Source organism: Verrucosispora sp. SN26_14.1 (assembly GCF_004307965.1).
Classification (GTDB): Bacteria; Actinomycetota; Actinomycetes; order Mycobacteriales; family Micromonosporaceae; genus Micromonospora.
On sequence record NZ_SISL01000026.1, the window covers coordinates 1 to 21,779 of the forward strand.

Here is a 21,779-nt window from a genome sequence, read left to right on the forward strand (position 1 = left end):
TCGGCCACCCCGACCCCCGCCGCCTCCGCGCCGGCGACGGCCAGCGCCGCCGGTACGACGACCGCCGGTGGCACCACGGCACCGGCCGAGTGGATCGCGTCGAACTCGTCCAGGTGCAGGTAGGTCGACTCCAGCAGGACCGCCGTCCGCAGCGAACGGGGCGAGGCGTCGCCCAGCACGGGCACCGGCCCCGCCTCGTCGACGAGGTCGGCGAAGCGGCGCAGCGGGGCGACGCTGGGATGCGTCACGCCCGCGACCAGACAGCCCAGCGCGTCCAGCAGGTGCAGGCCGACGCGCGTGCGCACGCTCGGGTCGACGGCGTCGACCACCGCGTCGGCGCGGGCGACGAGTGCGGGGACGAGCGAGCCGCTCATGCCGACCGTTCTCTGGCGGACAGGTTGTCCGCGAAGGACTCCATCAGCTCGTACGGCAGGTCGTAGGAGCCGACGTGCTGGAGGAAGACGTTCGTCGCTCCCGCCGCCGCGACCTCGTCGATCCGGGCGGCGATCTGTGCGGTGGTGCCGAAGAGGCAGAACGCCTGGGCGAAACGCACCGCCATCTCGTCGGTGATCCACTGACCGCAGACCCGGACCGCCTCGGCCCAGTCCTCGGCGTGCACAGTGTCCGGGTAGAGCCCCGGCACGACCGGCGGCACCTGCACGTCGATCCCGGCCAGGGCCAGCGCGGCGGCGCCGCCCTTCTGCGCGATCCCCGCGCAGATCGGCTTGAGCATCCGGGCGTCGGCCTCGACGTCGTCGGTGACGTGGCAGTACGCCGACACCACGATCTCCAGGTCCGCCAGGGACCTGCCGCTGGCCTCTGCGCCCTCCCGGACCCGGCCGAGACCTGCGGTGAGGGTCGCCGGGGAGACCCCGGAGAGCAGGATCACCCCGTCGGCGATCTCACCGGCCAGCCGCAGGTTCTTCGGTCCGCTCGCCGCGACGAAGACCGGCAGCTCGGCGTCCGGGTCGCGCAGCCGCGAGCGCACCGGGCCGAAGTCGACCTCCGCGCCGCCGAGCAGGTCGCGGACCTGCCCCAGCCGCTCCCGCAGGTTGGCCTGGGTGGTGGAGCGCAGCCCGACCGGCTCCACCGCGCTGTTGCCCACTCCGACGCCGAGCACGAAACGGCCCGGCGCCGCCTCGGCCACGGTCCGTGCCCCTGAGGCGACCACCGACGGATGCCGGGTCTCCACGTTGGTCACCGCCGTGCCGAGGCGCAGCCGCTCGGTGCGCAGCGCCATCGCGGTCAGGGTGGCGAAGACGTCTCGCCAGAGCAGTTGGGAGTCCGGCACCCAGACCTCGTCGAAGCCGAGTTCCTCGGCGCGCTGTGCCGCCCGGGCCAGTTGGTCGACCGGGCGGCAGGCCGGCAGCCGGATGCCGATCCGGACGCTCACGCCGCTCTCGACAGGTGCGCGATGTTCAGCTCGTCGAAGCGTTCGCTGTGCTCGTGCTGCGGCCAGTGGCCGCACTTCGGGAAGATCTCCAGTGTGGAGCCGGGGATGCTCTTGTGCATGCGGTTGGCCTCGGGGATCTCACCGAACGGGTTCTCCGCGCCCCAGACGATCAGGGTGGGCGCCTGGATCCGGCCCATCTGCTCCTCGGTGAGCAGGTCCGGCTGGCGGTTCTCGATCTCCTGCAACGCCAGCAGGTTGTCGATCGCCGCGACGAACTCGGGACGGTGGTAGATCGCGTGGCGGATCTCCACCAGTTCCTCGCTGACGTCCTTGGCGGGCTCGTACATCAGCAGGTGCAGGCGCTTCCTGGTCAGGTCGATGTCGTCGCTGGTGACCGCGGCGCGGGTGCTGGTCTTGATCCGCTCCATCACGGTCGGGTTGGCGACGGTGCCGCCGGGGGCGACCAGCGTCAGGTGACGAACCCGGTCGGGGTGGTCGGCCGCGAGCCGTCCGCCGACCCAGCCGCCCAGCGACTCGCCGACGATGTGGAAGCGGTCCAGACCCTCGGCATCCGCGTAGTCCAGCACGTGCCGGACGTACCGCTCGATGCGGTAGGGCTCCGCCACGGTGTCGGTGTAGCCGTGGCCCAGCATGTCGATCGCGTGGCAGGCGAAGCGCGCGGCGTGCGCCGGCAGGTTGCGGACGAACGCTTCAAGGTGCCCGCTGGTGCCGTGCAGGAAGATCACGGGGTCGCCCGAACCCGCCTGTAGCGTCCGGGTGCGGACCCCGTTGGCGTCGACGAAGCGGAGCTGGAACTCCAGCTCGGTCAGGTCGGTCCAGATGCTCATGGATACCTCGATTCGGGAGTCTGTCTACGGTCAGGAGGCGGGACGCAGCGAGGCGACGGCCATGCCGGTCAGCCACTGCGCGATCGGCGCGTACGCGTGGGTGGTGCTCTGGGCCGGGCCGACCGCGGCGGCCATGGCCACCCACGAACGGATCTCCTGGGCGCCGTTGCCGGCCTCCTCGTCGACCTGCTCGGCGGAGAGCCCGACGAACTCGCTGAGGTCGCCGGTTTCCAACGCCGCCAGGAACCGCCTGTCGAATTCGGGGTTGATGTCCGCCTCGGCGGCCCGGATGATCTGGCGTCGGCGGACCTCGTACTCCTGCCAGGAGTTGCGGCCCTCCAGCCATGCCTCGACCAGGAAGCGGTCGTCGTCGGAGAGCGTCTCGTACCACTTGGGCCAGGGCAGCCGGTGGGACAGGCCACCCGAGGCGATGACCGCGACCCGTTTGTCCCGCCCGTCTGCGCGGATCGCCCGCCCGATCGCCGCGCCGAGCGCATGGCAGCGGCGCAACGACGGCAGCGGCGGGGCGAACATGTTCACCACCACCGGCACGATGGGCACGTCCAACGACGGCACCAGGTGCTGGTAGCTGTGGGTGATCCCGTGGTCGACCTGCATTCGCAGCGAGAAGGCGGGATCGAAGTCCTCGCTCAGGGTGTCGACCAGCTGCCGGGCCAGCTCGGGGTCGGCGGGCAGCCGCCCCTCGGGGGTCTTCGCCTCTCCGGCGCCGAGCACCTCCCCCACCCCGACCGTGATCGCCGGCATCAGGTCCAGGAACATGCCCCGGAAGTGGTTCGAGCCGATGATGACCACGGTGTCCGGGCGGGCCTGTGCGAGTTCGTCGCGGGCTGCCGCGAGGCCCGCCCGGAAGTCGATCGCGCCGGGTTCGTCCGCGACCTCGTCCCAGTGGGTGTTCATCAGGGTGCTGTGCGAGGCGCCGACACCGAGGACGATCGAGCTCATGGCAGCTTCTCCAGCTCTGCGCGGTCGCGGGTGCAGGTGGTCACGATCGCGTGGATCAGGGTGCGGGTGAGTCGCTCCATCTCCCGTACGTCCACGACGTTCATGCCCATCGGGAAGTCGACCGGCAGCGGGGCGCCCGCGCCGGCCCGGTTCATGCCGATCCGCGCGGTCGGTAGCCCCCGGGCGCGCAGGATGTTCGCGTCGGTCGCGCCGCTGCTGGCCAGGATCGGCTCGTGCGGCCGGCCCTCGCTCTCCGCCCAGGCGGCCTTTGCCGCCCGGACGATCCAGTTCTCCTCGGGGGTCGCCGTGGCCGGGATCGACAACGTCATCTCCGAGCTGGCGTCGAGTCCGGGGTTGGCCGCGACGATCCCGGCGAGCGCCGCCTCGAACTCCCGCTTGACGGACATCGGGTCCTGGTCCGGGCCGAGCCGCAGGTCGACCCGGAGTCGACACTGGGCGGGCGAGATGGCGGCGGTGCGTGGCCAGCCGCCCTCGATGGAGCCGATGTGGCCCTGCGGCGCGACCAGACCCCGGGTGTGCGACTCGGCGTACGCCACGAAGAAGCGCTCCAGGCCCTGGGCCACGATGCCGGCGTCGACGATGGCGTTGCGGTACGGCACCCGGTGCCGGCTACCGACATAGCCGTACGTGCCGCGCACCGTGACCTCGAACCAGCAGAGCCCGACCTCCTCCCAGTGCACGGCCCAGCCGGGCTTGGCGATCAGGGCGTAGTCCGCCCAGACGCCCTGTTCCAGCAGGAACGAGCAGCCGTTGCCCTGACCGGCGTTGTAGCGCGTCGCCCCGGGGCGACGGTTGGTGGGCATGCCGCCCGCGCCGAGGCCGACGATCGCGTCCCCGCGCAGCGGCACCCCGGCCCTGCGGACGGCGTCGACAGCGGCGATCAGGCACGCGCCGTGTCCCTTGGGGTTGCTCGCACCGAGGCCGAGCACGTAGTCGCCCTCGATCGACGCCTCGGCCCGCATGTCGCGCCGCAGTTCGTCGCCGATCCAGGGCAGGTCCTCCTGCTCGGTGCCGACGGTGAGGGTGTCGATCGGGGCGTACAGCAGCAGGTCGGCGCCGGTCCCGTCGCCGCGCAGGCGGCCTACGGCGTTGCCCTGCTCCTCGTCGATCGGCTGGTATCGGCCGTCCAGACCGCGGGTGGTCAACTCCTGGGCGAGCCACCGTGCCAGCGGTGCCTCCTGCCCGGTGGGGCTCGGGATGCTCGTCATCCCGGCGATCAGGTCGCGCAGCTCGGCCCGGTCGATCTGGTCCCGGGCGGCGGTGATCCACTCCCGCTCCTGGGGGGTCGTGCTCACGTCGGTGCTCCTCGCGGTCGCGGACACCTCACACCCTCCGGTTCGTCCGGACGGTCGTGCCCGTGGTGCGGATCAGCACGGTGTCCAGCCACCGGCGTACCGGCGGGATGGTCAGGGCCGCGACGGCCAGCACCGGAACGGACAGCAACACTTTGCGCATGGGTCCTCCTCCACTGGGTGTACTGCGGGACGTCCGCTGGTTCGCCGGTCGGCGACGCGGGTCAGTCGGCGAGGCGGGTCAGTCGGCGTCCAGGAAGGCGCGGGCCACGGCCGTGTAGGCCGCCGGCCGCTCCTGCTGCGGGTGGTGTCGGCTGCGACCGAGCACGTGGACGTCGGCGCGGGGCAGCGCCGACGCGAGGCGCAGCGCGTACGCCGGGTCGGCGAAGGGGTCGTGCGAGCCCCAGAGCAGCAGCACCGGCGCCGCCACCTGTGGGAGGTGTCGGGTGAGGTCCTCGGGGGCGCCGCGTCGGCTGGCGTCGGTGGCGATGGCCCGGCACTCCGGCCGGATGCTCGCCGCGTACCGGTCGCGCACGGTCTGCGCCGGCGCTCCCGCGCGATCGAACCACTCGTACCTGCCGATCAGGTCCGCCATCTTCGCCAACGACGGTCCGTCGCCGCCGAAGTAGGTGTCCCGGATCGCCGGTCCGGAGACACCGGTGCCGGTCGGGTTCGGGATCGGCACGCTGCCGGTGAGTACGATCCGCCCCACCCGCTCGGGTGCCAGGGCGGCCAGCCGCAACGCGACCGAGCCGCCGAAGGACTGGCAGACCAGATCAACGGTGGGCAGTTCGAGCGCGTCGAGGGCCGCGAGCAGATGCCGGGCGTGCCAACTGAAGACCGGATCGGTCACCACGGGCACGTCAGAGGCCCCGAACTGCGGCAGGTCGAGCATGATCAGTCGGCGCCCGGCGGCGAGCCGATCCGCGACCGGGCCGAAGTCGTTCCACGCCGAGCATCCGGGACCGCCGCCGTGCAGCACCACGGTGGGTCGGCCGGTGCCCAGTTCGCGGTAGTGCAACGCCACTCCGGCGGCGTCGACCCGCAGTGCCTCAGCAGCCATTCGGCGGTGCCTTGTGCGGCTGCGGCGTGGGCGCCGCCTTCTCGATCATTCGCCGCCAGCCGGTGATCGACAGGTCGGGCCGGTAGAGCTTCTCCGGCGGGGCGTCCATGACGTCGACCATCCACGCGTCCTGCGCGGTGAACTGCCCGTGGAACAGCCATCGGATCGCGGCCAGGTACTTCGCCTTGAAGAGCAGGCCCTTGGGTCCGTCCTCGAACCGCACCATGATCTGCACGTAGCGGACCCGGTCGGCGTCCACCGGCACGTACCACTCGTAGTGGATGAAGTCCGGGTACGCCACCCGCAGCAGCCCGGGCAGCCGGATCGAGACGAAGCCGGGGAGATTCAGGCCGGCGATCACGGGGTTGACGTTCTTGCCCTTGCCCGGTGCGTCGGGCAGCGGCATCCGCTTCCACCAGCGCTTGTTGGTGAAGGTGCCCAGGCCCGGGAAGTGCGCGTCCCAGTGCACCTCGTCCTGCACCCGGATCAGCCAGGGGCCGTGCTCCTCCACCCGGGTCTTGTTCCAGGCCGGCATCACCTTGAACAGCCGCCAGAGCGCGGTGTTGTGCAGGTACTTCGCGTGCCCCTCGTCGAAGCCGTTCTCGGCGGCGAAGCGCCAGTTGCCCTCGCGGATGTCGTACTTGCCGCCCAGCACGTGGTCGTTGTCGAGCAGCTCCGCCGGGATGTCCTGCTCGATCGGGTGCGGCTCGTCGTCGCCGACGAAGACCCAGACCAGTCCGAGGCGCTGTGCCGTCGGGTAGGTCTTGACCGACACCCGGCCGCAGATCGGCGACTCCGGGCCGTCGGTGAGGACGGCGGCGAGCTTGCCGTTGGTGACGTCGAAGGTCCAGCCGTGGTAGGGGCAGCTGACCGTGCCGGGGAACTGACGCCGGCCGAGGGAGAGCGGCACGCCGCGGTGCGGGCACCGGTCGTGCAGGGCGTGCACGACGTCGCCCTTGCGGACCAGCACGATCTTCTCGCCCAGCAGCGTCACCGCGTGCGGCTTGTCGCCGATCTCGCGCTCCCACACCACGGGGTACCAGTAGTTGCGGAAGCCCAGCGTGGCCGCGTCGTAGGTGGGCCACTGCGACCAGTCCTGGCCGGGCTGGGGTCGGTTCGCGCGACCGGCGGTGGGGCGGGACGGCGCGCTCTCGTCCTTGGGCTGAACAGTCATGACCCGTCCTCTCGGCTGGCGTTTCGCCGGACTACGCATGTCCGGTACATAGTACGGTCTAGTGCACGGGAGTCAAGAGATCCCCAGGTCACGCGTCCACGACCAGACGTTCACCGGAAGCCCGGGAGACGCAGAGCATGATGGTGCGGCCCGCCGCCCGCTCCTCGTCGGTGAGCAGTGAGTCGCGGTGGTCCGGGACGCCGTCGAGGACCTTCACCTCGCAGGTGCCGCAGATGCCCTCCCGGCACGCGCTGGGAATGGAGACCTGCACCGCGTCCAGCGCATCCACCGCGCTCTCGTCCGCCCCCACCGTCACGGTGACGCCGGAGGCCGCGCAGACCAGCTCGAAGGGGCGGTCCTCCCCCTCGACGACGACCTCCCGGGCCCGGAACCGCTCCAGGTGCAGCGTCCCGCCGGGCCATCCGGCGCAACGCTCCTCGACGGCGTCGAGCAACCTCTCGGGCCCGCAGCAGTAGACGACGGTGCCCGGCCGGAGATCGCCGAGCAGCTCGGCGAGGTTCAACAGGCCCGCCTCGTCCTCGGGCACCACATGGACGCGGTCGCCGTGGTGGTCCAGTTCGTCGAGGAAGGCCAGGGTGCGCCGCGACCGGCCACCGTAGACGAGCCGCCAGTCGGCGCCGTCGGCCTGCGCCTGCGCCACCATCGGCAGCAGCGGCGTCACGCCGATGCCGCCCGCGATGAAGAGGTACCGCTGCGCCGGTTCCAGCGCGAACCGGTTGCGGGGGCCACGCACCCGGACCAGGTCGCCGGGGCGCAGCGACTCGTGGACATACCGCGAGCCGCCCCGACTGGCCGGCTCGTTCAGCACGGCCACCCGGTAGCGGCGCCGGTCCGCCGGGTCGCCACAGAGGGAGTACTGCCGCGTCGCGGCGGGCAGCAGCAGGTCGATGTGGGCGCCCGGCGCCCAGGCCGGCAGCTCGCCGCCGTCGGGGTCCTCGAGGACCACCGAGATCACGCAGTCGGACTCCCACCGCATGGTCCGGACCAGCAGCTCCCACTCCGGTTCCGACACCGTCATGGCTGCTCTCCCTCCGCATCGCCGGTGCCGGAGGCGGCGGTCGACGCCGCTGCCAGGTCCAGCGCGACGTCCACGATCATGTCTTCCTGCCCGCCGACCAGCCCTCGTCGGCCGACCTCGACGAGGATGGACCGGGTGTCCAGCCCGTAGCGCTCGGCCGCCGCCTCCGCGTGCCGCAGGAAGCTGGAGTACACCCCGGCGTAGCCGAGCGTCAGGGTCTCGCGGTCCACCCGCACCGGTCGCTCCTGCGTGGGCCGGACCAGGTCGTCCGCCGCGTCCATCAGCGGGAAGAGCTGGCAGTCGTGCTGCCAGCCGAGCAGATCGGCGACGGCGATGAACGCCTCCAGCGGGCAGTTGCCGGCGCCGGCGCCCTGGCCCGCCAACGAGGCGTCCACCCGCGACGCGCCGTTCTCCACCGCGACGACCGAGTTCGCCACCCCCAGCCCGAGGTTGTGGTGCGCGTGGATGCCGATCTCCGTCTCGGGGCGCAGCGCGTCGCGGTAGGCCCGCACCCGGTCGCGGACGCCGTCCATGGTCAGCCGGCCGCCGGAGTCGGTCACGTAGACGCAGTGCGCTCCGTACGACTCCATCAGCGTGGCCTGTCGGACCAGTTCCGCCGGCTCGGCCAGATGCGACATCATCAGGAAGCCGGAGACGTCCATCCCCAGTTCACGGGCGTGCGTGATGTGCTGTGCGGAGATGTCGGCCTCGGTGCAGTGGGTGGCGACGCGCACGGAGGTCACGCCGAGGTCGTGGGCGCGGCGCAGATCGTGCAGCGTGCCGATGCCCGGCAGCAGCAACGCGGTGAGCTTCGCGTCGCGCACCACCGTGGCGGCCTGGCTGATCCACTCCCAGTCGGTGTGGGCGCCGAGTCCGTAGGTGAGGCTGCTGCCCGCCAGCCCGTCGCCGTGGGTGACCTCGATGGCGGCGACGCCGGCCGCGTCGAGGGCGGCCGCGATCGAGGTCACCTGGGCGATCGAGTAACGGTGCCGAACGGCATGCATGCCGTCGCGCAGCGTCACGTCCTGGACGTAGACCCGGGGCCCGCTCATGCCTGTGCCTCCCGTCGCGCCATCCGCTCGGCGACGCGCAGCGCGGCGGACGTCATGATGTCCAGGTTCCCGGCGTACGCGGGCAGATAGTGGGCGGCCCCCTCCACCTCGAGGAAGACCTGCACCACCCAGCAGTCGTGCCCGCCGGGGGCGTCGGTGAGCGCGTCGACCGGTTCCCCCTGCGCTACCCGCCGGAACTGGACCTGCTGTTTGAGCCGGTATCCCGGCACGTACTCCTGGACCCGGGCGACCATCTCGGCGACCGAGGCGGCCACCTCGGCCTGGTCGCAGTCGTCGACCAGGCACAGCACGGTGTCGCGCATGATCAGCGGCGGCTCGGCCGGGTTCAGGACGATGATCGCCTTGCCCCGGGTGGCCCCACCGACCACCTCCAGGCCCCGGGCGGTCGTCTCGGTGAACTCGTCGATGTTGGCCCGGGTGCCCGGCCCCGCCGACCGGGAGGCGATCGAGGCCACGATCTCGGCGTAGCGGACCGGTGTCACCGCGGAGATCGCGGCGACGATGGGAATGGTCGCCTGGCCACCGCAGGTCACCATGTTCACGTTCGGCGACTGCAGATGCTCGTCGAGGTTGACCGTCGGCACCACGTAGGGCCCGATCGCCGCCGGCGTCAGGTCGACGACCTGCTTGCCGTGGCGGCGAAGTACCGCGTCGTGGTGGGCGTGCGCGCCCGCCGAGGTCGCGTCGAAGACGATCTCGATGTCGGCGAAGCCCGGCATCGCGACGAGCCCCTCAACGCCCTGCGCGGTGGTCGGCACGCCGAGCCGCCCGGCGCGGGCCAACCCGTCGGAGGCGGGGTCGATGCCGACCATGGCGCCCATCTCCAGCGTCTCGGAGAGCCGGAGCACCTTGATCATCAGGTCGGTGCCGATGTTTCCGGAGCCGATCACGGCCACCTTCGTCGTGCTGCTCACTGGCCCTCCTCGCCGAACGTCGCGCGCACCGTGCCGAGGCCGCCGATCGTGGCCGCGTACCGCGCCCCCGGGGTCACCGGGACCATCGGGCCGAGCGCCCCGCTGAGCACCAGCTCGCCGCCGCGCAGCGGATCACCCAGGCGCTGGGCGGTGTTGGCGAGCCAGACCACCGCGTTGACCGGATCGCCCAGACAGGCCGCGCCGGCGCCGGCGGAGACCTCCACGCCGTCGCGGTCGAGCCGCATCGGCGCCGCCGGCAGGTCGATCGCGCCCGGCGACACCGGCCTGGTGCCGAGCACGAACAGGCCGCTGGAGGCGTTGTCGGCGACGGTGTCCACGATGGTGATGTCCCAGGCCGCCACCCGGCTGTCCACCACCTCCAGGGCCGGGAGCACGAATTCCGTGGCCCGCAGCACGTCCAGCGCGGTGACGGGACGGTCCGGCAGGTCCACCGCGAGGACGAACGCCACCTCGGCCTCGATCTTCGGCTGGAGCAGCCGCGTCGCCGCGATCGGCTCGTCCTGACCCACCGCCATGCTGTCGAACAACGTGCCGAAGTCGGGCTGGTCGACGCCGAGCTGCCGCTGCACCGCGACCGAGGTCAGGCCGATCTTTCGGCCGACCCGTCGCGCGCCGGCGGCCTGGGCACGTGCGACGTTGAGCCGCTGCACCGCGTAGGCGCCGTCGACGTCACCCGGGGCGAACAGATCCCGCACGGGCGCGCACGGTCGGCCGGTGCGCACCGCCTCGTGCAGGCGCTCAGCGGCCTCCGTGAGCTGCTGCTCGGTCACGTCATGCTCCTGCCGATCGGGGGGCGTTGGCCTGTGTCGGCCACGTCGAAGCTTTGTACCGTACATAGTACGACGGGTCAAGGGTTCACCGTTCGGCACGGTCGAGGAACGCGAGCACCTCTCGGGCGAAGGCCTCGGGACGCTGCTCGGGCAGGGCGACCCCGCCATCGGCCAGCACCACGCTGCGGCAGGCGAGCAGCCGGGACAGGATCGGCACGTCCGGCAGCGAGTAGTGGTCGTCCGCACCGCAGAGCACGAGCGTGCGCGCGCGGACGAGCGGCAGCCGGTCCTCCATCCGGTACTCGTTCACCCGCACGTGCCCCTCCTCGACCCGGTCGGCGACCTCCAACGCGTCGGCCACGAAGCGGGTCAGGAAGCGCTCCTCGCCGGGTGAGTAGAAGCCCCGGCGGCGGGACCACAGCTCGGTCAGGTGGGTGCCGTCGGCACGCGGCTCGACGTGGTCGATCGGCGGCTGGGCCCGGACCCGGCGGCGACGTGCCTCGTCCACGTAGGGCATGCCGCAGAGCACCAGCGCGGAAACCCGCTCGGCGGCCCGCGCGGCGACCTCGACCGCCACCACCGCGCCGGTGTGGTTGCCGACGAGGGTCACGGACGGCAGGTCGAGTGCGTCGAGGAGGGCCTCGACCCCGTCGGCGAAGAGCCCGATCGACCACGGGTCAGCCACCCGCGCCGACTGGCCGAACCCGATGGTGTCCATCGCCATCGCGCGGGTGCGCCGACCCACCAGGGGCAGCACCCCGGCGTACTCGTGCCAGGATCGCGGAGTCTGGTGCAGGAAGAGGACCGGCGGGCCCGCGCCGCACTCGACCAGGTGCACCTGCCCGAGAGCGGTGTCGACATACCGACGGCGGGCGCTCAATCGAACTCCCCCGCCAACAGCGCGCCGTATCCCGGTGGCCGCTCGGTCACGCCGCAGATCCGTAGGCAGTGCCAGAGCAGGGCCTGGTTGCTGGCGATCACCGGTCGGCCGAAGTCCTCCTCGATCGCGGCCAGCACCGGCGCCAGCCGGATTCCGGCGCAGCTGATCAACAGCCCGTCCGCGGCACTGCCGCCCAGACCGGCGGCGAGGTCCCGCCAGACCTGCGGGTCGTGCGTGGCCTGCTCCACCGGGGTCGCACAGGGCAGGCTCGCGACGGAGACGACCTCGAGACCGCGGGCGGTGAGCAGCTCGACCTCGGCCGAGGTCACCTCCTCGACGTACGGGGTGAGCAACGCGATCCGGCCGATCCCGGCGCGTTCGAGCGCGTCCAGCACCGCCTCGATGGTCGTGGTCGAGGGCAGACCGGTGCTCGCGTGGATGCGGGCGTTCACCGACTCCGGGCCGGCGAGCAGCGTGGCCGCGGTGCAGTTCATCGCGACGAGGTCGACCTCGGCGTCGGCCAGCAGCCGGCTGTGCGCCTCCAGGTCGGCCAGGAGCGCATGATCGTCGGCCAGGCTCGAACGACGGAACGGCATCCGCGTGGTCACCAGTTGCACCCCGTCGGGGGCCATCAACTGCAACTCGTAGTCGCAGAGGCCACCGGACGGATAGAGATGTCCGATCCGCGCCGCCGTGCCGAATCCCAGACTCATCCCACCACCTCCGTGTCTCGCCGAAGGCCGTCACCGAACCGGTGTCGACTCGTACAACGTACGGTAGGTTGTCCGGAACGACCAGGGACTGCCGCCCGCAGTTACTTCGCGTGAGCACCTTCATCTTCAGAAAAGGGTGCACGCCCGACGAAAGGCCAACGAGAGGACGACCCGACCTCTCGATCAAGCTGGTGAGAGACCCTGGAAGTCACGATCACGTATCCACCCCTTGACCGGGTGACATCGAACGGTACATAGTACGGCAAGCGTTTGGCCCGCACGGAGCGTGATGTCCTCAGTGATGCAGGCCGCTGAAGTTCCCCGTAGTTGCCGAACCCCGTATCACCGATCCGTCCCGCGGTGTCTCGACCATTTGGGAGTGCCAGATGAAGTGGAAAACCTCTGCCGTGACGGCGACGGTGGCAGTTCTTCTCCTACCTTCCGTGGCGGCCTGCGGGAGCGATGACTCCGCCGCCGCGAACGGCTCCTACCGGGTGGGCCTGTCGGACCCGGTGTCGTCCCAACCGCTCGACCGCGCCTGGGGTCAGGCCACGATCGCGGCGGGCAAGCACGCCGGCATCGACGTGACCGTGCTCGACGCCGCCCTCGACGCCAACAAGCAGGTCTCCGACATCGACCAGTTCGTCGCCCAGCAGATGGACGGCGTGATCGTCTTCCCGCTCGCCCCGAACGCGGTCGACCCCGCCCTCGAACGTGCCCGCACCGCCGGGATCAAGGTGCTGGGCGCCTCCGCGATCATCTCCGAGAACGAGCCGACCGAACCGGTCGCGCCCTACGACGCCGCCTTCAACCAGAACTCCGACGTCGGCGGCGCCCGGCTGCTCGCCGACCATGTGGCCGAGCGGCTCGACGGCAAGGGCCGCGTGCTCGGTATCGGCATCGGCGCTCCCGTTCCCTCGATCAAGTTCATGGTCGAGAACTACGAGAAGTACGTGACCGAGGACCGGCCGGGCATCGAGTGGCTCGGCACCGTCGACAACGCCACCGACGACCAGGCCGGCGGGGAGCGGGCCGCCACCGAGGCGATCGCCCGGTTCCGGGGCGAGATCGACGCGGTGATGGCCTACAACACGGCGAGCGCGATCGGCGCCGCGGTGGCGCTCAAGCGGGCCGGCATCAACGGTGTCGTGATCGTCGGGCAGAACGGCGACCCGGAGGGTGCCCGCGCGGTGCAGCAGGGGCAGATCGACGCGATCGTCGACCTCGTTCCCTGGCGTCAGGGCCTCGTCGGGGTCGAGATCATGCGGCGGCTCCTCGCGGGCGAGACGGTCAAGCCGGTCACCTACCTGCAGCCGGAGCTCTACACCCAGGAGACCATCGGCGAGCGCCTGGACTGGGACGAGGCGATCAGGCAGATCGAAAGTGGCGAGCTGACCTGCGCCAACGGGGGATGCCCGGACCACCTGCGCTGACCGGCCGGCACCGAGCAGGGAGAGCGATGACTACTACCGAGGAGTTGACCTGGCTGGACGCCCACAGCCAGGCGGCCCTGGTCCACGCGGGCCGGCTCACGCCCGGTGACCTGGTGCGGGCGGCGGTCGCGCGGATCGAACGGATGGATCCGACGGTCAACGCCGTGATCCACCGCCGCTTCGCCGCCGCGGTCGCCGAGGCCGACGCCCTGGCCGGGCGCTCGGACCTGCCCTTCCCCGGAGTGCCCATGCTGCTCAAGGACCTCGGCTGCGCGATGGCCGGCGAGCCGGACCAGCAGGGTTCGGTGGTCCTGCGCGACGCCGACCACCGGGCCACCCGGGACGCCCACGCCACCCGCCGGTTGCGGGCCGCCGGTTTCGTCGTACTCGGCCGGACCGCCGTCCCCGAGTTCGGCCTGGCGGGCAGCACGGAGAGTGCCGCGCACGGCGCGACCCGCAACCCGTGGGCCCTCGACCGGGTCGCCGGGGGCTCCTCCGGTGGCGCCGCCGCGGCGGTGGCGGCGGGCATGGTCCCCCTCGCCCAGGGCAGCGACGGCGGCGGGTCGATCCGCAACCCGGCGGCCTACTGCGGGCTGGTCGGGCTCAAGCCCAGCCGGGGCCGGGTCAGTTCCGGCCCGGACACCCCGGACGCCCTGGTCGGTCACGCGACGTTCGGGGTGCTCACCCGGTCGGTGCGCGACACGGCCGCGCTGCTCGACCTGCTCCAGGGCTACGAGCCGGGCGATCCGGCGGTCGCGCCTGCACCGTCGAGCAGCTACACCGAGGCGATCACCCGGCCCGCCGCCGGGCTCACCATCGGGCTCCTCGACGCCGACCGGCTGCCGCCGGAGTTCGTCGAGCCCGCCAACCGCGACGCCGTACGGGAGTGCGGCGAGTTGCTCGGCCAGCTCGGGCACACCGTGCGGACCTCACACCCCGAGGCGCTGTTCGACCCGGACTACCACGAACGGTTCGTGGACGCGTTGAGCCCTGCGGTCAGCCTCCTCGCCGAGCTGATCCCGACGATGGTCGGTCGCCCGGTCGACGACAGCGAGCACGGCCTGATCTCGCGTTTCTGGATCGAGCGGGGGCGGGCCCTCGACGCCACCAGTCACCGGCGGGTGATGGCCTGGATGGACCGGTACCGCGAGCGGATGCTGGCCTGGTGGCGGGAACACGACGTGCTGGTCACGCCGGTGTCGCCGTGGCCGCCACCGCCGCTGGGCTGGTTCGACGGACCGGCCGGGGTCCGGCGGTCCATCGAGTTCCTCCGGTTCGTTCCCCAGTTCAACAGCACCGGCCAGCCCGCCGTGGCGGTGCCGCTGTTCGAACGCGACGGCCTGCCACTCGGCGTGCAACTCGTCGCCGACTACGGCCGCGAGGACCTGCTGCTCCAGCTCGCCGCGCAGTTGGAGGACGCCCGCCCGTGGGCCGGTCGGCATCCGGTCGGGCTGGCTAGCACGGCGGCCCGGCCCGGAGCGGGGGTACGGGAATGAGCGCTCCGCTGCTGCAACTGACCGGAATCCACAAGAGGTTCGGCCCGGTGGCCGCGCTCTCCGGGGTGGATTTCGAGGTGCGCCCGGGTGAGGTGCACGGGCTGGTCGGGGAGAACGGTTCGGGCAAGTCGACCCTGATGAAGATCGCCTACGGTGAGCTGCAACCCTCCGCCGGGGAGATCCGCGTCGACGGTGAGACGGTCACCCTGCGTACCCCGCAGGACGCCGCCCGGCACGGCGTCGTGGCGGTCGCGCAGGAGGTTCCGCTGGTCGACAGCCTCAGCGTCGGCGAGAACATCGTCCTCGGACGGTGGCCCCGGGCCGGCACGGTCGTCAGCCGGCGACGGATGCGGGAGCAGGCCGCACAGGTCCTCGACCAGCTCCAGTCGACCCTCGATCCCGAGACACCGGTGTCGGCGCTGGCCCCCAACGACCGTCAGGTGGTGGCCATCGCCCGCGCGTTGGCCACCCAGGCCAGGGTGATCGTGCTGGACGAACCGACCAGCTCGCTGACCGAGGACCGGGCCAAGGCCCTGTTCGACATCGTGCGACGCCTGCGGGACCAGGGCCTGGGGCTGATCTTCATCTCGCAGCGGCTCCCCGACCTGAGTCAGGTCGCGGACCGGATCACCGCGCTGCGCGACGGACAGGTGGTCGGCACGCTGCCCGTGGCGGAGGCGACCGAGGACCGGATCACCCGACTGATCGTCGGGCGTTCCCTGGACGACTACTTCCACCGTTCCCGTCGGCGCAGTCCGGGGGAACCGGTTCTGGAGGTCTCCGGACTCGCGGCGGGTGGCCGGGCCGAGACCGTGTCCTTCACCGTCCGGGCCGGCGAGGTGCTCGGGCTGGCCGGGCTGGTGGGTTCCGGGCGTACGGAGGTGTTGCGCGCGGTGTTCGGTGCCGACCGGCCCACCGAGGGCCGGATCCAGGTCAACGGCCGGCAACTGCGCGCCGGTTCGCCCAGAGCGGCGATCCGTTCCGGCGTCGCCTTCGTCACCGGCGACCGCAAGGGCGAGGGCCTGGTGTTGAGCCGCAGCGTGGCGCAGAACATCACCCTCGCCCGGGGGCGGCTCTCGCTGCGGCCGATCTCCGGGCGCGGCGAGGCCGCCACGGTCACGAAGCTGATCGAGCGGATGCGGATCCGGCCACCGGACCCCGACCGGCTGGCCGGCGAGCTCTCCGGCGGCAACCAGCAGAAGGTGGTGTTCGCCAAGTGGATCGCGCTGGGCCCCCGGCTTCTGCTGCTGGACGAGCCCACGCGGGGCATCGACGTGGGTGCCAAGTCGGAAATCTACGGCCTGATCGACGAATTGGCCGCCGCCGGGGTGGCGGTGGTGCTCAGCAGTTCTGAGAACTCCGAACTGATCGGTGTCTGCGACCGGGTGCTGGTGCTTTTCGACGGGCGCGTCGTGGCCGAGCGCGAGTGCGACGGACTGGAAGAGGTGGAGGTGGCCCACTATGCGGCCGGTGGACATGAGCAGTGACACTGCGATCGCGGCGCAACCGGCCGGCCGGGCCGTCGTGGGCCACGTCTACCAGAGCGTCAAGGGGTACGGGGGCGCCCTCGGTGGCCTGCTGATCCTGCTCGTCTATCTGATCAGCACCCAACCGTTCTTCCTGACGAAGGCGAACATCCTCAACGTCCTGGCGACCAACAGTCCCTTGATGCTGGTGGCGGTCGGGCTCACCTTCGTCATCCTCAGCGCGGGCTTCGACCTGTCGGTCGGGTCGGTGATGGCCGCGACCGGGGTCACGGTCTACTTCGTGTTGGATGCCGGGGCACCGGCGCCGGTGGCGCTCGTCGCCGGGCTCGCGACCGGGGCGCTGCTCGGCGCCGGGCTCAACGGCCTGCTCATCGGGGGTTTCCGCCTCAACTTCTTCGTGGTGACCCTCGGCACGATGACGTTGATCAGCGGGCTCGTCCAGGTCTCCACCAACGGCAGTACGTACTCGATCGACTCCCCCGGCATCTTCTACGCCATCGGCAACGGAAGTGTCCTCGGCGTACCGGCGCCGATCTGGATCGCCCTGGGCGCGGTGCTGCTGGCCGGCGCCGTGCTGCGCTTCACCCCGTTCGGCCGGGCCGTCTACGCCGTCGGCGGTAACCGCGAGGCCGCCAGACTCGCCGGCATCAACGTCACGGCGGTGCTGATCTCCGTCTACACCATCGCGTCACTGACCGCGGCGCTGGCCGGCCTGGTGATGGCGAGCCGCCTCTCGGCTGCCTCACCTACCGCGGGTTCCACCATCGCCCTGACCGCCGGCGCGGCCGTCCTGCTCGGCGGAACGAGCTTCTTCGGCGGTATCGGCGGTATCAGCGGCACGGTGGTCGGGGTGCTGCTGATCGCGGTCCTGCAGAACGGACTCGGTCTCATGGGAGTCTCCTCGTTCTGGCAGGGCGTGGTGACCGGCACGGTCCTCATCGCAGCCGTGGCACTCGACCGGCTGCAGAGCCGGGGGCGAGCCTGACACCGCCGCACGCCCTGGCACCGTAGCCCGCACCACCGGTTCTCCACACCAGCGGCGCTGGCGGGTGAGTTCCCACCCGCCAGCCCAGCACCAGAAGAGCTGTCCGCCCGTGCGCGTCGTCGGGTCGGCGCACGGGCGCGGGATGCGTCGGAGGCCGTGCGGTGCGTACAGTTCCTGGTCGGACGTGGGGGTGTGCCGGATAGCTCCGGCGCAGGGAACGGGACGAGACAGCGAGAGCATGACAGCGGACAAAAATACGGAGAACGGTCATTACCGCATTGACCCGACCCGGCTGGAGACCTGTCTCAGCGTCTTCGAGGCGTTGGAGGACCTGCCTCCCGACCACCCCGACGTGGTGCGGGTGCAGCGGGCCACCGCGAAGCTCTACAAAACGATCAAGCAGCGGCGACGCGAGGAACGGCGGGATGCCATCGCGGCGGCCGACCGCGCGGTGACGGCGGCCACCGCCACCGGTGCCCCGGGCCGGATCGACGACGAGACCCAGGGCAACCTGCTCGCCTCCCCGACCGTGGGCGCCACGGCCGGCGTCCTGCACAAGCCGCGCGGCTGCTACATCTGCAAGCAGCGCTACCGCGACGTGGACGCCTTCTACCATCAGCTCTGCCCGCCCTGCGCCACCCTGAACCGGGAGCGCCGGGACGCCCGCACCGACCTGACCGGCCGGCGCGCGCTGCTCACCGGCGGCCGGGCGAAGATCGGCATGTACATTGCGCTGCGGCTGCTGCGCGACGGCGCGCACACCACGGTGACCACACGGTTTCCCCACGACGCGGTCCGCCGATTCGCCGCGATGCCCGACAGCGCGGAGTGGCTTCACCGCCTGCGGATCGTCGGGATCGATCTGCGCGACCCCGCCCAGGTGATCGCCCTCGCCGACTCGGTCAGCGATCAGGGACCACTCGACATTCTGATCAACAATGCGGCGCAGACCGTCCGCCGCACGCCTGCCGCGTACGCGCACCTGGTCGCCGCAGAGGCGGCGGCCCTGCCGGACGGCCCGCTACCGGAAATGATCACGTTCGCCAAGCCGGCCGGCCGGGGCGACCCGGCGGGCAGCCTGGTCGCCCCAGCGCACTCTCCCACCATCACCCCGCACGCGCTCACCGCGCTGGCGCTGACCAGCGGTTCCGCCTCGCCGGACCGGATCGCGACAGCCAGCGCCATCGACGCCGGCGGTCTGGTGCCGGACCTCGACCCGGTCAACAGTTGGGTGCAGCGGGTGCACGAGGTGAACCCGGTCGAGTTGCTCGAAGTGCAGCTGTGCAACGTGACCGCACCGTTCGTGCTGGTCAGCCGTCTGCGACCGGCGATGGCCGCAGCGGCCGCCCGCCGCAAGTACGTGGTGAACGTGTCGGCGATGGAGGGCCAGTTCGGCCGTGGCTACAAGGGGCCGGGGCACCCGCACACCAACATGGCCAAGGCTGCGCTGAACATGCTGACCCGCACCAGCGCCCAGGAGATGCTGACCGACGGCATCCTCATGACCAGCGTCGACACCGGCTGGATCACCGACGAGCGGCCGCACCCGACGAAGATGCGGCTGGCGGAGGACGGCTTCCACGCCCCGCTGGACCTGGTCGACGGCGCGGCCCGGGTCTACGACCCGATCGTCCGCGGCGAACAGGGCGAAGACCTGTACGGCTGCTTCCTCAAGGACTACGCACCCTGCGCCTGGTGATCGGCTGCCACCGGAGGTCGGCTCACGGGCCCTGTCACCCGCCGCCGGCAGCGGTGTTCCACGGTGTCGGTCAGCGGGTCTTCTTCGTTGCGCGTTTGCGGGGTGGGGTCAACAGGTCGGCGACCGCAGCGATGGCGGACGGCACCAGGCGGTAGTACGCCCAGACGCCGCGCTTGTCCCGTTCGAGCAGGCCTGCCTCGGTGAGGATCCGCAGGTGGTGGCTGACGGTCGGCTGGGAGAGTCCGAGAGGCTCGGTGAGGTCACTGACCGACGCCTCTCCCTCCGGAGCCGACTGGATCAGGCTGAGCAGTCGCAGCCGGGCCGGGTCGGCGAACGCCTTCAGCACCCCCGCGAGCCGTTCGGCATCGGCACGCTCGATCGGCTCGCCGGCGAGGGGCGAGATGGCAGGCGTCGTAGTCTTCACAGTTCCCACGTCTTGCATCGTTGCAGCAAAACCCATCAATCCGCTGGTGAACGAGGGCAGGATCACCCGGAGATCGGGTGAGCCCACGCCCGGAGCCGTCGGATCGGGCAGGCGGCGCGGGCCGCGCCGGACAGGTGCCCGACGCGGCCCGGAGATCGGTGTCGACCGCTGCCGGTCGACGCCGGGGGTCAGCAGGCCAGGGTGGAGATCGGTACGCCCGTCAGGCCGTCACCGCGGACGAAGCCGGTGACGCCGGTGCTGTTGTTCCTGACGTAGTACCAGCCCCACCCGTCGTCGCCCACCGCGCCGCAGCGCAGGGTCGCGCTCTGGCCCGCGTAGCCCAGGCCCAGCACGGTGCAGGTCGTCGACGGACCGGTCCGCAGGCGGATACCGGCACCCGAGAAGCCGACGCTGTACGGTTCGTTGGCGCCGGGCAGCCAACCACAACGTGGCGCCATCGCCGTGGTCGATTCGGTCGAGGTCTGCGGGGCGGTTTGCGCGATCGCCGGGCCGGCGGCCACGACCGGCAGGCCGAGGGCCACGGCGCACGCGGTCAGGCGTGCGACGGTGGTGAGTTTCATCTGCCACTCCCTGTCTCGTAGTCGTCCCCGCCCATGCGGCATTGCCCGGAGCAGCGAGAACGGCGGCAAAATATCGATCTACTTCACTCTAGGGCGCGCATCGAAGTCGATCACAGTCATTTGTTTGGCGGCGGCCTCAGCCCGTACTCGGAGTTCTCGGTCACCAGCGGCGGACATGGCACGATGGCCGTGTCCTGCGCCGCCGGTGGCCGGGCATGACGCGGATGGAGTCGGGATGTCAGAACTGACCGGCACGCCGGTGCCAGGATTGACGAAACTGTGGACGCACGATCCGGTCACCGCCGGCGGGTACCGGCTGGTCGGCCGGCTGGGCGCGGGTGGGCAGGGGGTCGTCTTTCTCGGCGAGGACCACGACGGCGACCGGGTCGCGGTCAAGATGATCAACGCCGATCTGAGTGATCCACGGGCCCGCTCGCAGTTTGTGAAGGAGATCGCCGCCGCCCGCCGGGTCGCTCCGTTCTGCACCGCGCAGGTGCTCTTCGCCGAGGTGGACGGCGAGCAGCCCTATGTGGTCAGCGAGTTCATCGAGGGTCCGACCCTGCACCGACAGGTCCGCGAGCACGGCCCGGTGACCGGCAACGCCCTCCACCGGCTCGCGGTCGGCACTGTCACCGCGCTCGCCGCGATCCATGGCGCCGGCGTGGTGCACTGCGATCTGAAGCCGGACAATGTCGTACTCGGCAAGGACGGCCCTCGGGTGATCGACTTCGGCATCGCACGCGCGTTGGGAGTCACCGAGACGGCGTCCAGCCGGGTCATGGGGACCACCGCCTACATGGCGCCGGAGCGGTTCCGCAACGACGCGGTCGGTCCGCCCTGCGACGTCTTCGCCTGGGCGGCCACGATCGCCTTCGCTGCCGGCGGTCAGCCGCCTTTCGGCAATGACTCGCTCTTCGCCGTGATGCACCGGGTGCTGCACGATCCGCCCGAGCTGCCCGCGTTGCCTGCCGCACTGGACGAGCTGATCCGGGAGTGCCTGGCCAAGGATCCGGCGGATCGCCCGGGTGCCGAAGGTGTACTGGTACGGCTGCTCCGACAGGACGCCACGCTCACCACGCCGCTACGTCGGGAGAACCTGCTCGAAGTCGGCAACGAGACAGCGGGTGCGCCGACACCGAACCACCCGCTCCCCCAGATCACACCGACGGCACCGCAGCCGCACCCGACGCTGCCGCAGACTCCGGCCCAGCCGACGGTGCCGACCCAGGCCCGGCCGACCAGGGTGGAACACGTGCCCGTGACGGAGCCCGCCGTCGACGCCGGTCATGACGGCGCGCTGCGGCGACTGCGTCGAGAGTCCGTGGACGCCTGGGGCATCTCGACCGCACTCTTCCTCGGTTTCGCAGGCGCCGCCGCCGGCTACATCGCGTCGAGCGCGATCGGCCCGGCCGCCGCCGTCGGAGCGGTCACCTTCGTCGTGGTCTACCTGGTTCGGCTACTCGTCGCGACGGCGTTCGGAGGAGGGTCCGACCACGGATGACTCGGTACG

Annotated in this window: 22 protein-coding genes; 6 read left to right on the forward strand and 16 right to left on the reverse strand. The window is 71.5% G+C overall.

Going from position 1 to position 21,779, the window contains the following annotated elements; genetic code table 11:
* The 14 genes from EYA84_RS04910 to EYA84_RS04970 all read right to left on the reverse strand — a co-directional run.
* Positions 1 to 374, reverse strand: a 374-nt coding sequence (locus EYA84_RS04910; RefSeq protein WP_161594906.1) for an MmgE/PrpD family protein, incomplete at its 3' end; no start/stop codon positions are given.
* Positions 371 to 1,393 carry an LLM class flavin-dependent oxidoreductase gene (locus EYA84_RS04915; protein WP_131051812.1) on the reverse strand — a complete coding sequence of 341 codons (1,023 nt, stop codon included), beginning with the start codon at positions 1,391 to 1,393 and terminating at the stop codon, positions 371 to 373. The genes EYA84_RS04910 and EYA84_RS04915, both read right to left, overlap by 4 nt.
* The gene (locus tag EYA84_RS04920) at positions 1,390 to 2,241 is read right to left on the reverse strand and encodes an alpha/beta fold hydrolase (RefSeq protein ID WP_131051813.1); all 852 of its coding nucleotides are present in this window, start codon (positions 2,239 to 2,241) and stop codon (positions 1,390 to 1,392) included. The genes EYA84_RS04915 and EYA84_RS04920 overlap by 4 nt, the downstream gene beginning before the upstream one ends.
* A 30-nt stretch (positions 2,242 to 2,271) precedes the next feature.
* Positions 2,272 to 3,204: an MEMO1 family protein gene (locus EYA84_RS04925; protein ID WP_131051814.1), complete on the reverse strand. Its 933-nt coding sequence runs from the start codon at positions 3,202 to 3,204 to the stop codon at positions 2,272 to 2,274.
* Complete coding sequence (locus EYA84_RS04930; RefSeq protein ID WP_201272292.1) at positions 3,201 to 4,520, reverse strand: M20 family metallopeptidase; 1,320 nt, start codon at positions 4,518 to 4,520, stop codon at positions 3,201 to 3,203. Before EYA84_RS04930 ends, EYA84_RS04925 begins: the two co-directional genes overlap by 4 nt.
* A 28-nt stretch (positions 4,521 to 4,548) precedes the next feature.
* A complete protein-coding gene (locus tag EYA84_RS33835; protein ID WP_255446597.1) occupies positions 4,549 to 4,680 on the reverse strand; it encodes a hypothetical protein in 132 nt (43 codons plus the stop codon).
* 78 nt (positions 4,681 to 4,758) lie between these two features.
* On the reverse strand, positions 4,759 to 5,580 hold the full coding sequence (locus tag EYA84_RS04935) for an alpha/beta fold hydrolase (RefSeq protein ID WP_131051815.1): 822 nt from the start codon (positions 5,578 to 5,580) through the stop codon (positions 4,759 to 4,761).
* On the reverse strand, positions 5,570 to 6,754 hold the full coding sequence (locus EYA84_RS04940; RefSeq protein ID WP_131051816.1) for an aromatic ring-hydroxylating dioxygenase subunit alpha: 1,185 nt from the start codon (positions 6,752 to 6,754) through the stop codon (positions 5,570 to 5,572). The genes EYA84_RS04935 and EYA84_RS04940 overlap by 11 nt, the downstream gene beginning before the upstream one ends.
* A gap of 88 nt (positions 6,755 to 6,842) precedes the next feature.
* Complete coding sequence (locus EYA84_RS04945; RefSeq protein ID WP_131051817.1) at positions 6,843 to 7,793, reverse strand: PDR/VanB family oxidoreductase; 951 nt, start codon at positions 7,791 to 7,793, stop codon at positions 6,843 to 6,845.
* A complete protein-coding gene (gene dmpG, locus EYA84_RS04950) occupies positions 7,790 to 8,845 on the reverse strand; it encodes a 4-hydroxy-2-oxovalerate aldolase (RefSeq protein ID WP_131051818.1) in 1,056 nt (351 codons plus the stop codon). Before dmpG ends, EYA84_RS04945 begins: the two co-directional genes overlap by 4 nt.
* Positions 8,842 to 9,780 carry an acetaldehyde dehydrogenase (acetylating) gene (locus tag EYA84_RS04955; RefSeq protein WP_131051819.1) on the reverse strand — a complete coding sequence of 313 codons (939 nt, stop codon included), beginning with the start codon at positions 9,778 to 9,780 and terminating at the stop codon, positions 8,842 to 8,844. Before EYA84_RS04955 ends, dmpG begins: the two co-directional genes overlap by 4 nt.
* A complete protein-coding gene (locus EYA84_RS04960) occupies positions 9,777 to 10,571 on the reverse strand; it encodes a 2-keto-4-pentenoate hydratase (protein ID WP_131051820.1) in 795 nt (264 codons plus the stop codon). The genes EYA84_RS04955 and EYA84_RS04960 overlap by 4 nt, the downstream gene beginning before the upstream one ends.
* Before the next feature lie 85 nt (positions 10,572 to 10,656).
* The gene (locus EYA84_RS04965) at positions 10,657 to 11,451 is read right to left on the reverse strand and encodes an alpha/beta fold hydrolase (RefSeq protein WP_131051821.1); all 795 of its coding nucleotides are present in this window, start codon (positions 11,449 to 11,451) and stop codon (positions 10,657 to 10,659) included.
* The gene (locus EYA84_RS04970; RefSeq protein ID WP_131051822.1) at positions 11,448 to 12,164 is read right to left on the reverse strand and encodes an aspartate/glutamate racemase family protein; all 717 of its coding nucleotides are present in this window, start codon (positions 12,162 to 12,164) and stop codon (positions 11,448 to 11,450) included. The genes EYA84_RS04965 and EYA84_RS04970 overlap by 4 nt, the downstream gene beginning before the upstream one ends.
* A gap of 443 nt (positions 12,165 to 12,607) precedes the next feature.
* Between EYA84_RS04970 and EYA84_RS04975 the strand changes: the two genes are divergently transcribed.
* The 5 genes from EYA84_RS04975 (at position 12,608) to EYA84_RS04995 (ending at position 19,264) form a co-directional block, all read left to right on the forward strand.
* On the forward strand, positions 12,608 to 13,597 hold the full coding sequence (locus EYA84_RS04975; RefSeq protein WP_161594907.1) for a sugar ABC transporter substrate-binding protein: 990 nt from the start codon (positions 12,608 to 12,610) through the stop codon (positions 13,595 to 13,597).
* A gap of 26 nt (positions 13,598 to 13,623) precedes the next feature.
* Positions 13,624 to 15,093 carry an amidase gene (locus EYA84_RS04980; protein ID WP_161594908.1) on the forward strand — a complete coding sequence of 490 codons (1,470 nt, stop codon included), beginning with the start codon at positions 13,624 to 13,626 and terminating at the stop codon, positions 15,091 to 15,093.
* The gene (locus EYA84_RS04985; RefSeq protein WP_131051825.1) at positions 15,090 to 16,580 is read left to right on the forward strand and encodes a sugar ABC transporter ATP-binding protein; all 1,491 of its coding nucleotides are present in this window, start codon (positions 15,090 to 15,092) and stop codon (positions 16,578 to 16,580) included. The genes EYA84_RS04980 and EYA84_RS04985 overlap by 4 nt, the downstream gene beginning before the upstream one ends.
* Positions 16,570 to 17,565: an ABC transporter permease gene (locus EYA84_RS04990; RefSeq protein ID WP_161594909.1), complete on the forward strand. Its 996-nt coding sequence runs from the start codon at positions 16,570 to 16,572 to the stop codon at positions 17,563 to 17,565. Before EYA84_RS04985 ends, EYA84_RS04990 begins: the two co-directional genes overlap by 11 nt.
* Before the next feature lie 238 nt (positions 17,566 to 17,803).
* Positions 17,804 to 19,264, forward strand: a complete 1,461-nt coding sequence (locus EYA84_RS04995) for an SDR family NAD(P)-dependent oxidoreductase (RefSeq protein WP_131051827.1) — start codon at positions 17,804 to 17,806, stop codon at positions 19,262 to 19,264.
* A gap of 70 nt (positions 19,265 to 19,334) precedes the next feature.
* Here EYA84_RS04995 and EYA84_RS05000 read toward each other — a convergent pair whose 3' ends face one another.
* Together EYA84_RS05000 and EYA84_RS05005 are read right to left on the reverse strand one after the other, a co-directional pair.
* Positions 19,335 to 19,706: a helix-turn-helix transcriptional regulator gene (locus EYA84_RS05000; RefSeq protein WP_131051837.1), complete on the reverse strand. Its 372-nt coding sequence runs from the start codon at positions 19,704 to 19,706 to the stop codon at positions 19,335 to 19,337.
* A 170-nt stretch (positions 19,707 to 19,876) separates the two neighbouring features.
* On the reverse strand, positions 19,877 to 20,269 hold the full coding sequence (locus EYA84_RS05005; RefSeq protein ID WP_131051828.1) for an SH3 domain-containing protein: 393 nt from the start codon (positions 20,267 to 20,269) through the stop codon (positions 19,877 to 19,879).
* 235 nt (positions 20,270 to 20,504) lie between these two features.
* Between EYA84_RS05005 and EYA84_RS05010 the strand changes: the two genes are divergently transcribed.
* Complete coding sequence (locus EYA84_RS05010) at positions 20,505 to 21,770, forward strand: serine/threonine-protein kinase (protein ID WP_161594910.1); 1,266 nt, start codon at positions 20,505 to 20,507, stop codon at positions 21,768 to 21,770.
* Positions 21,771 to 21,779: the final 9 nt, after the last annotated feature.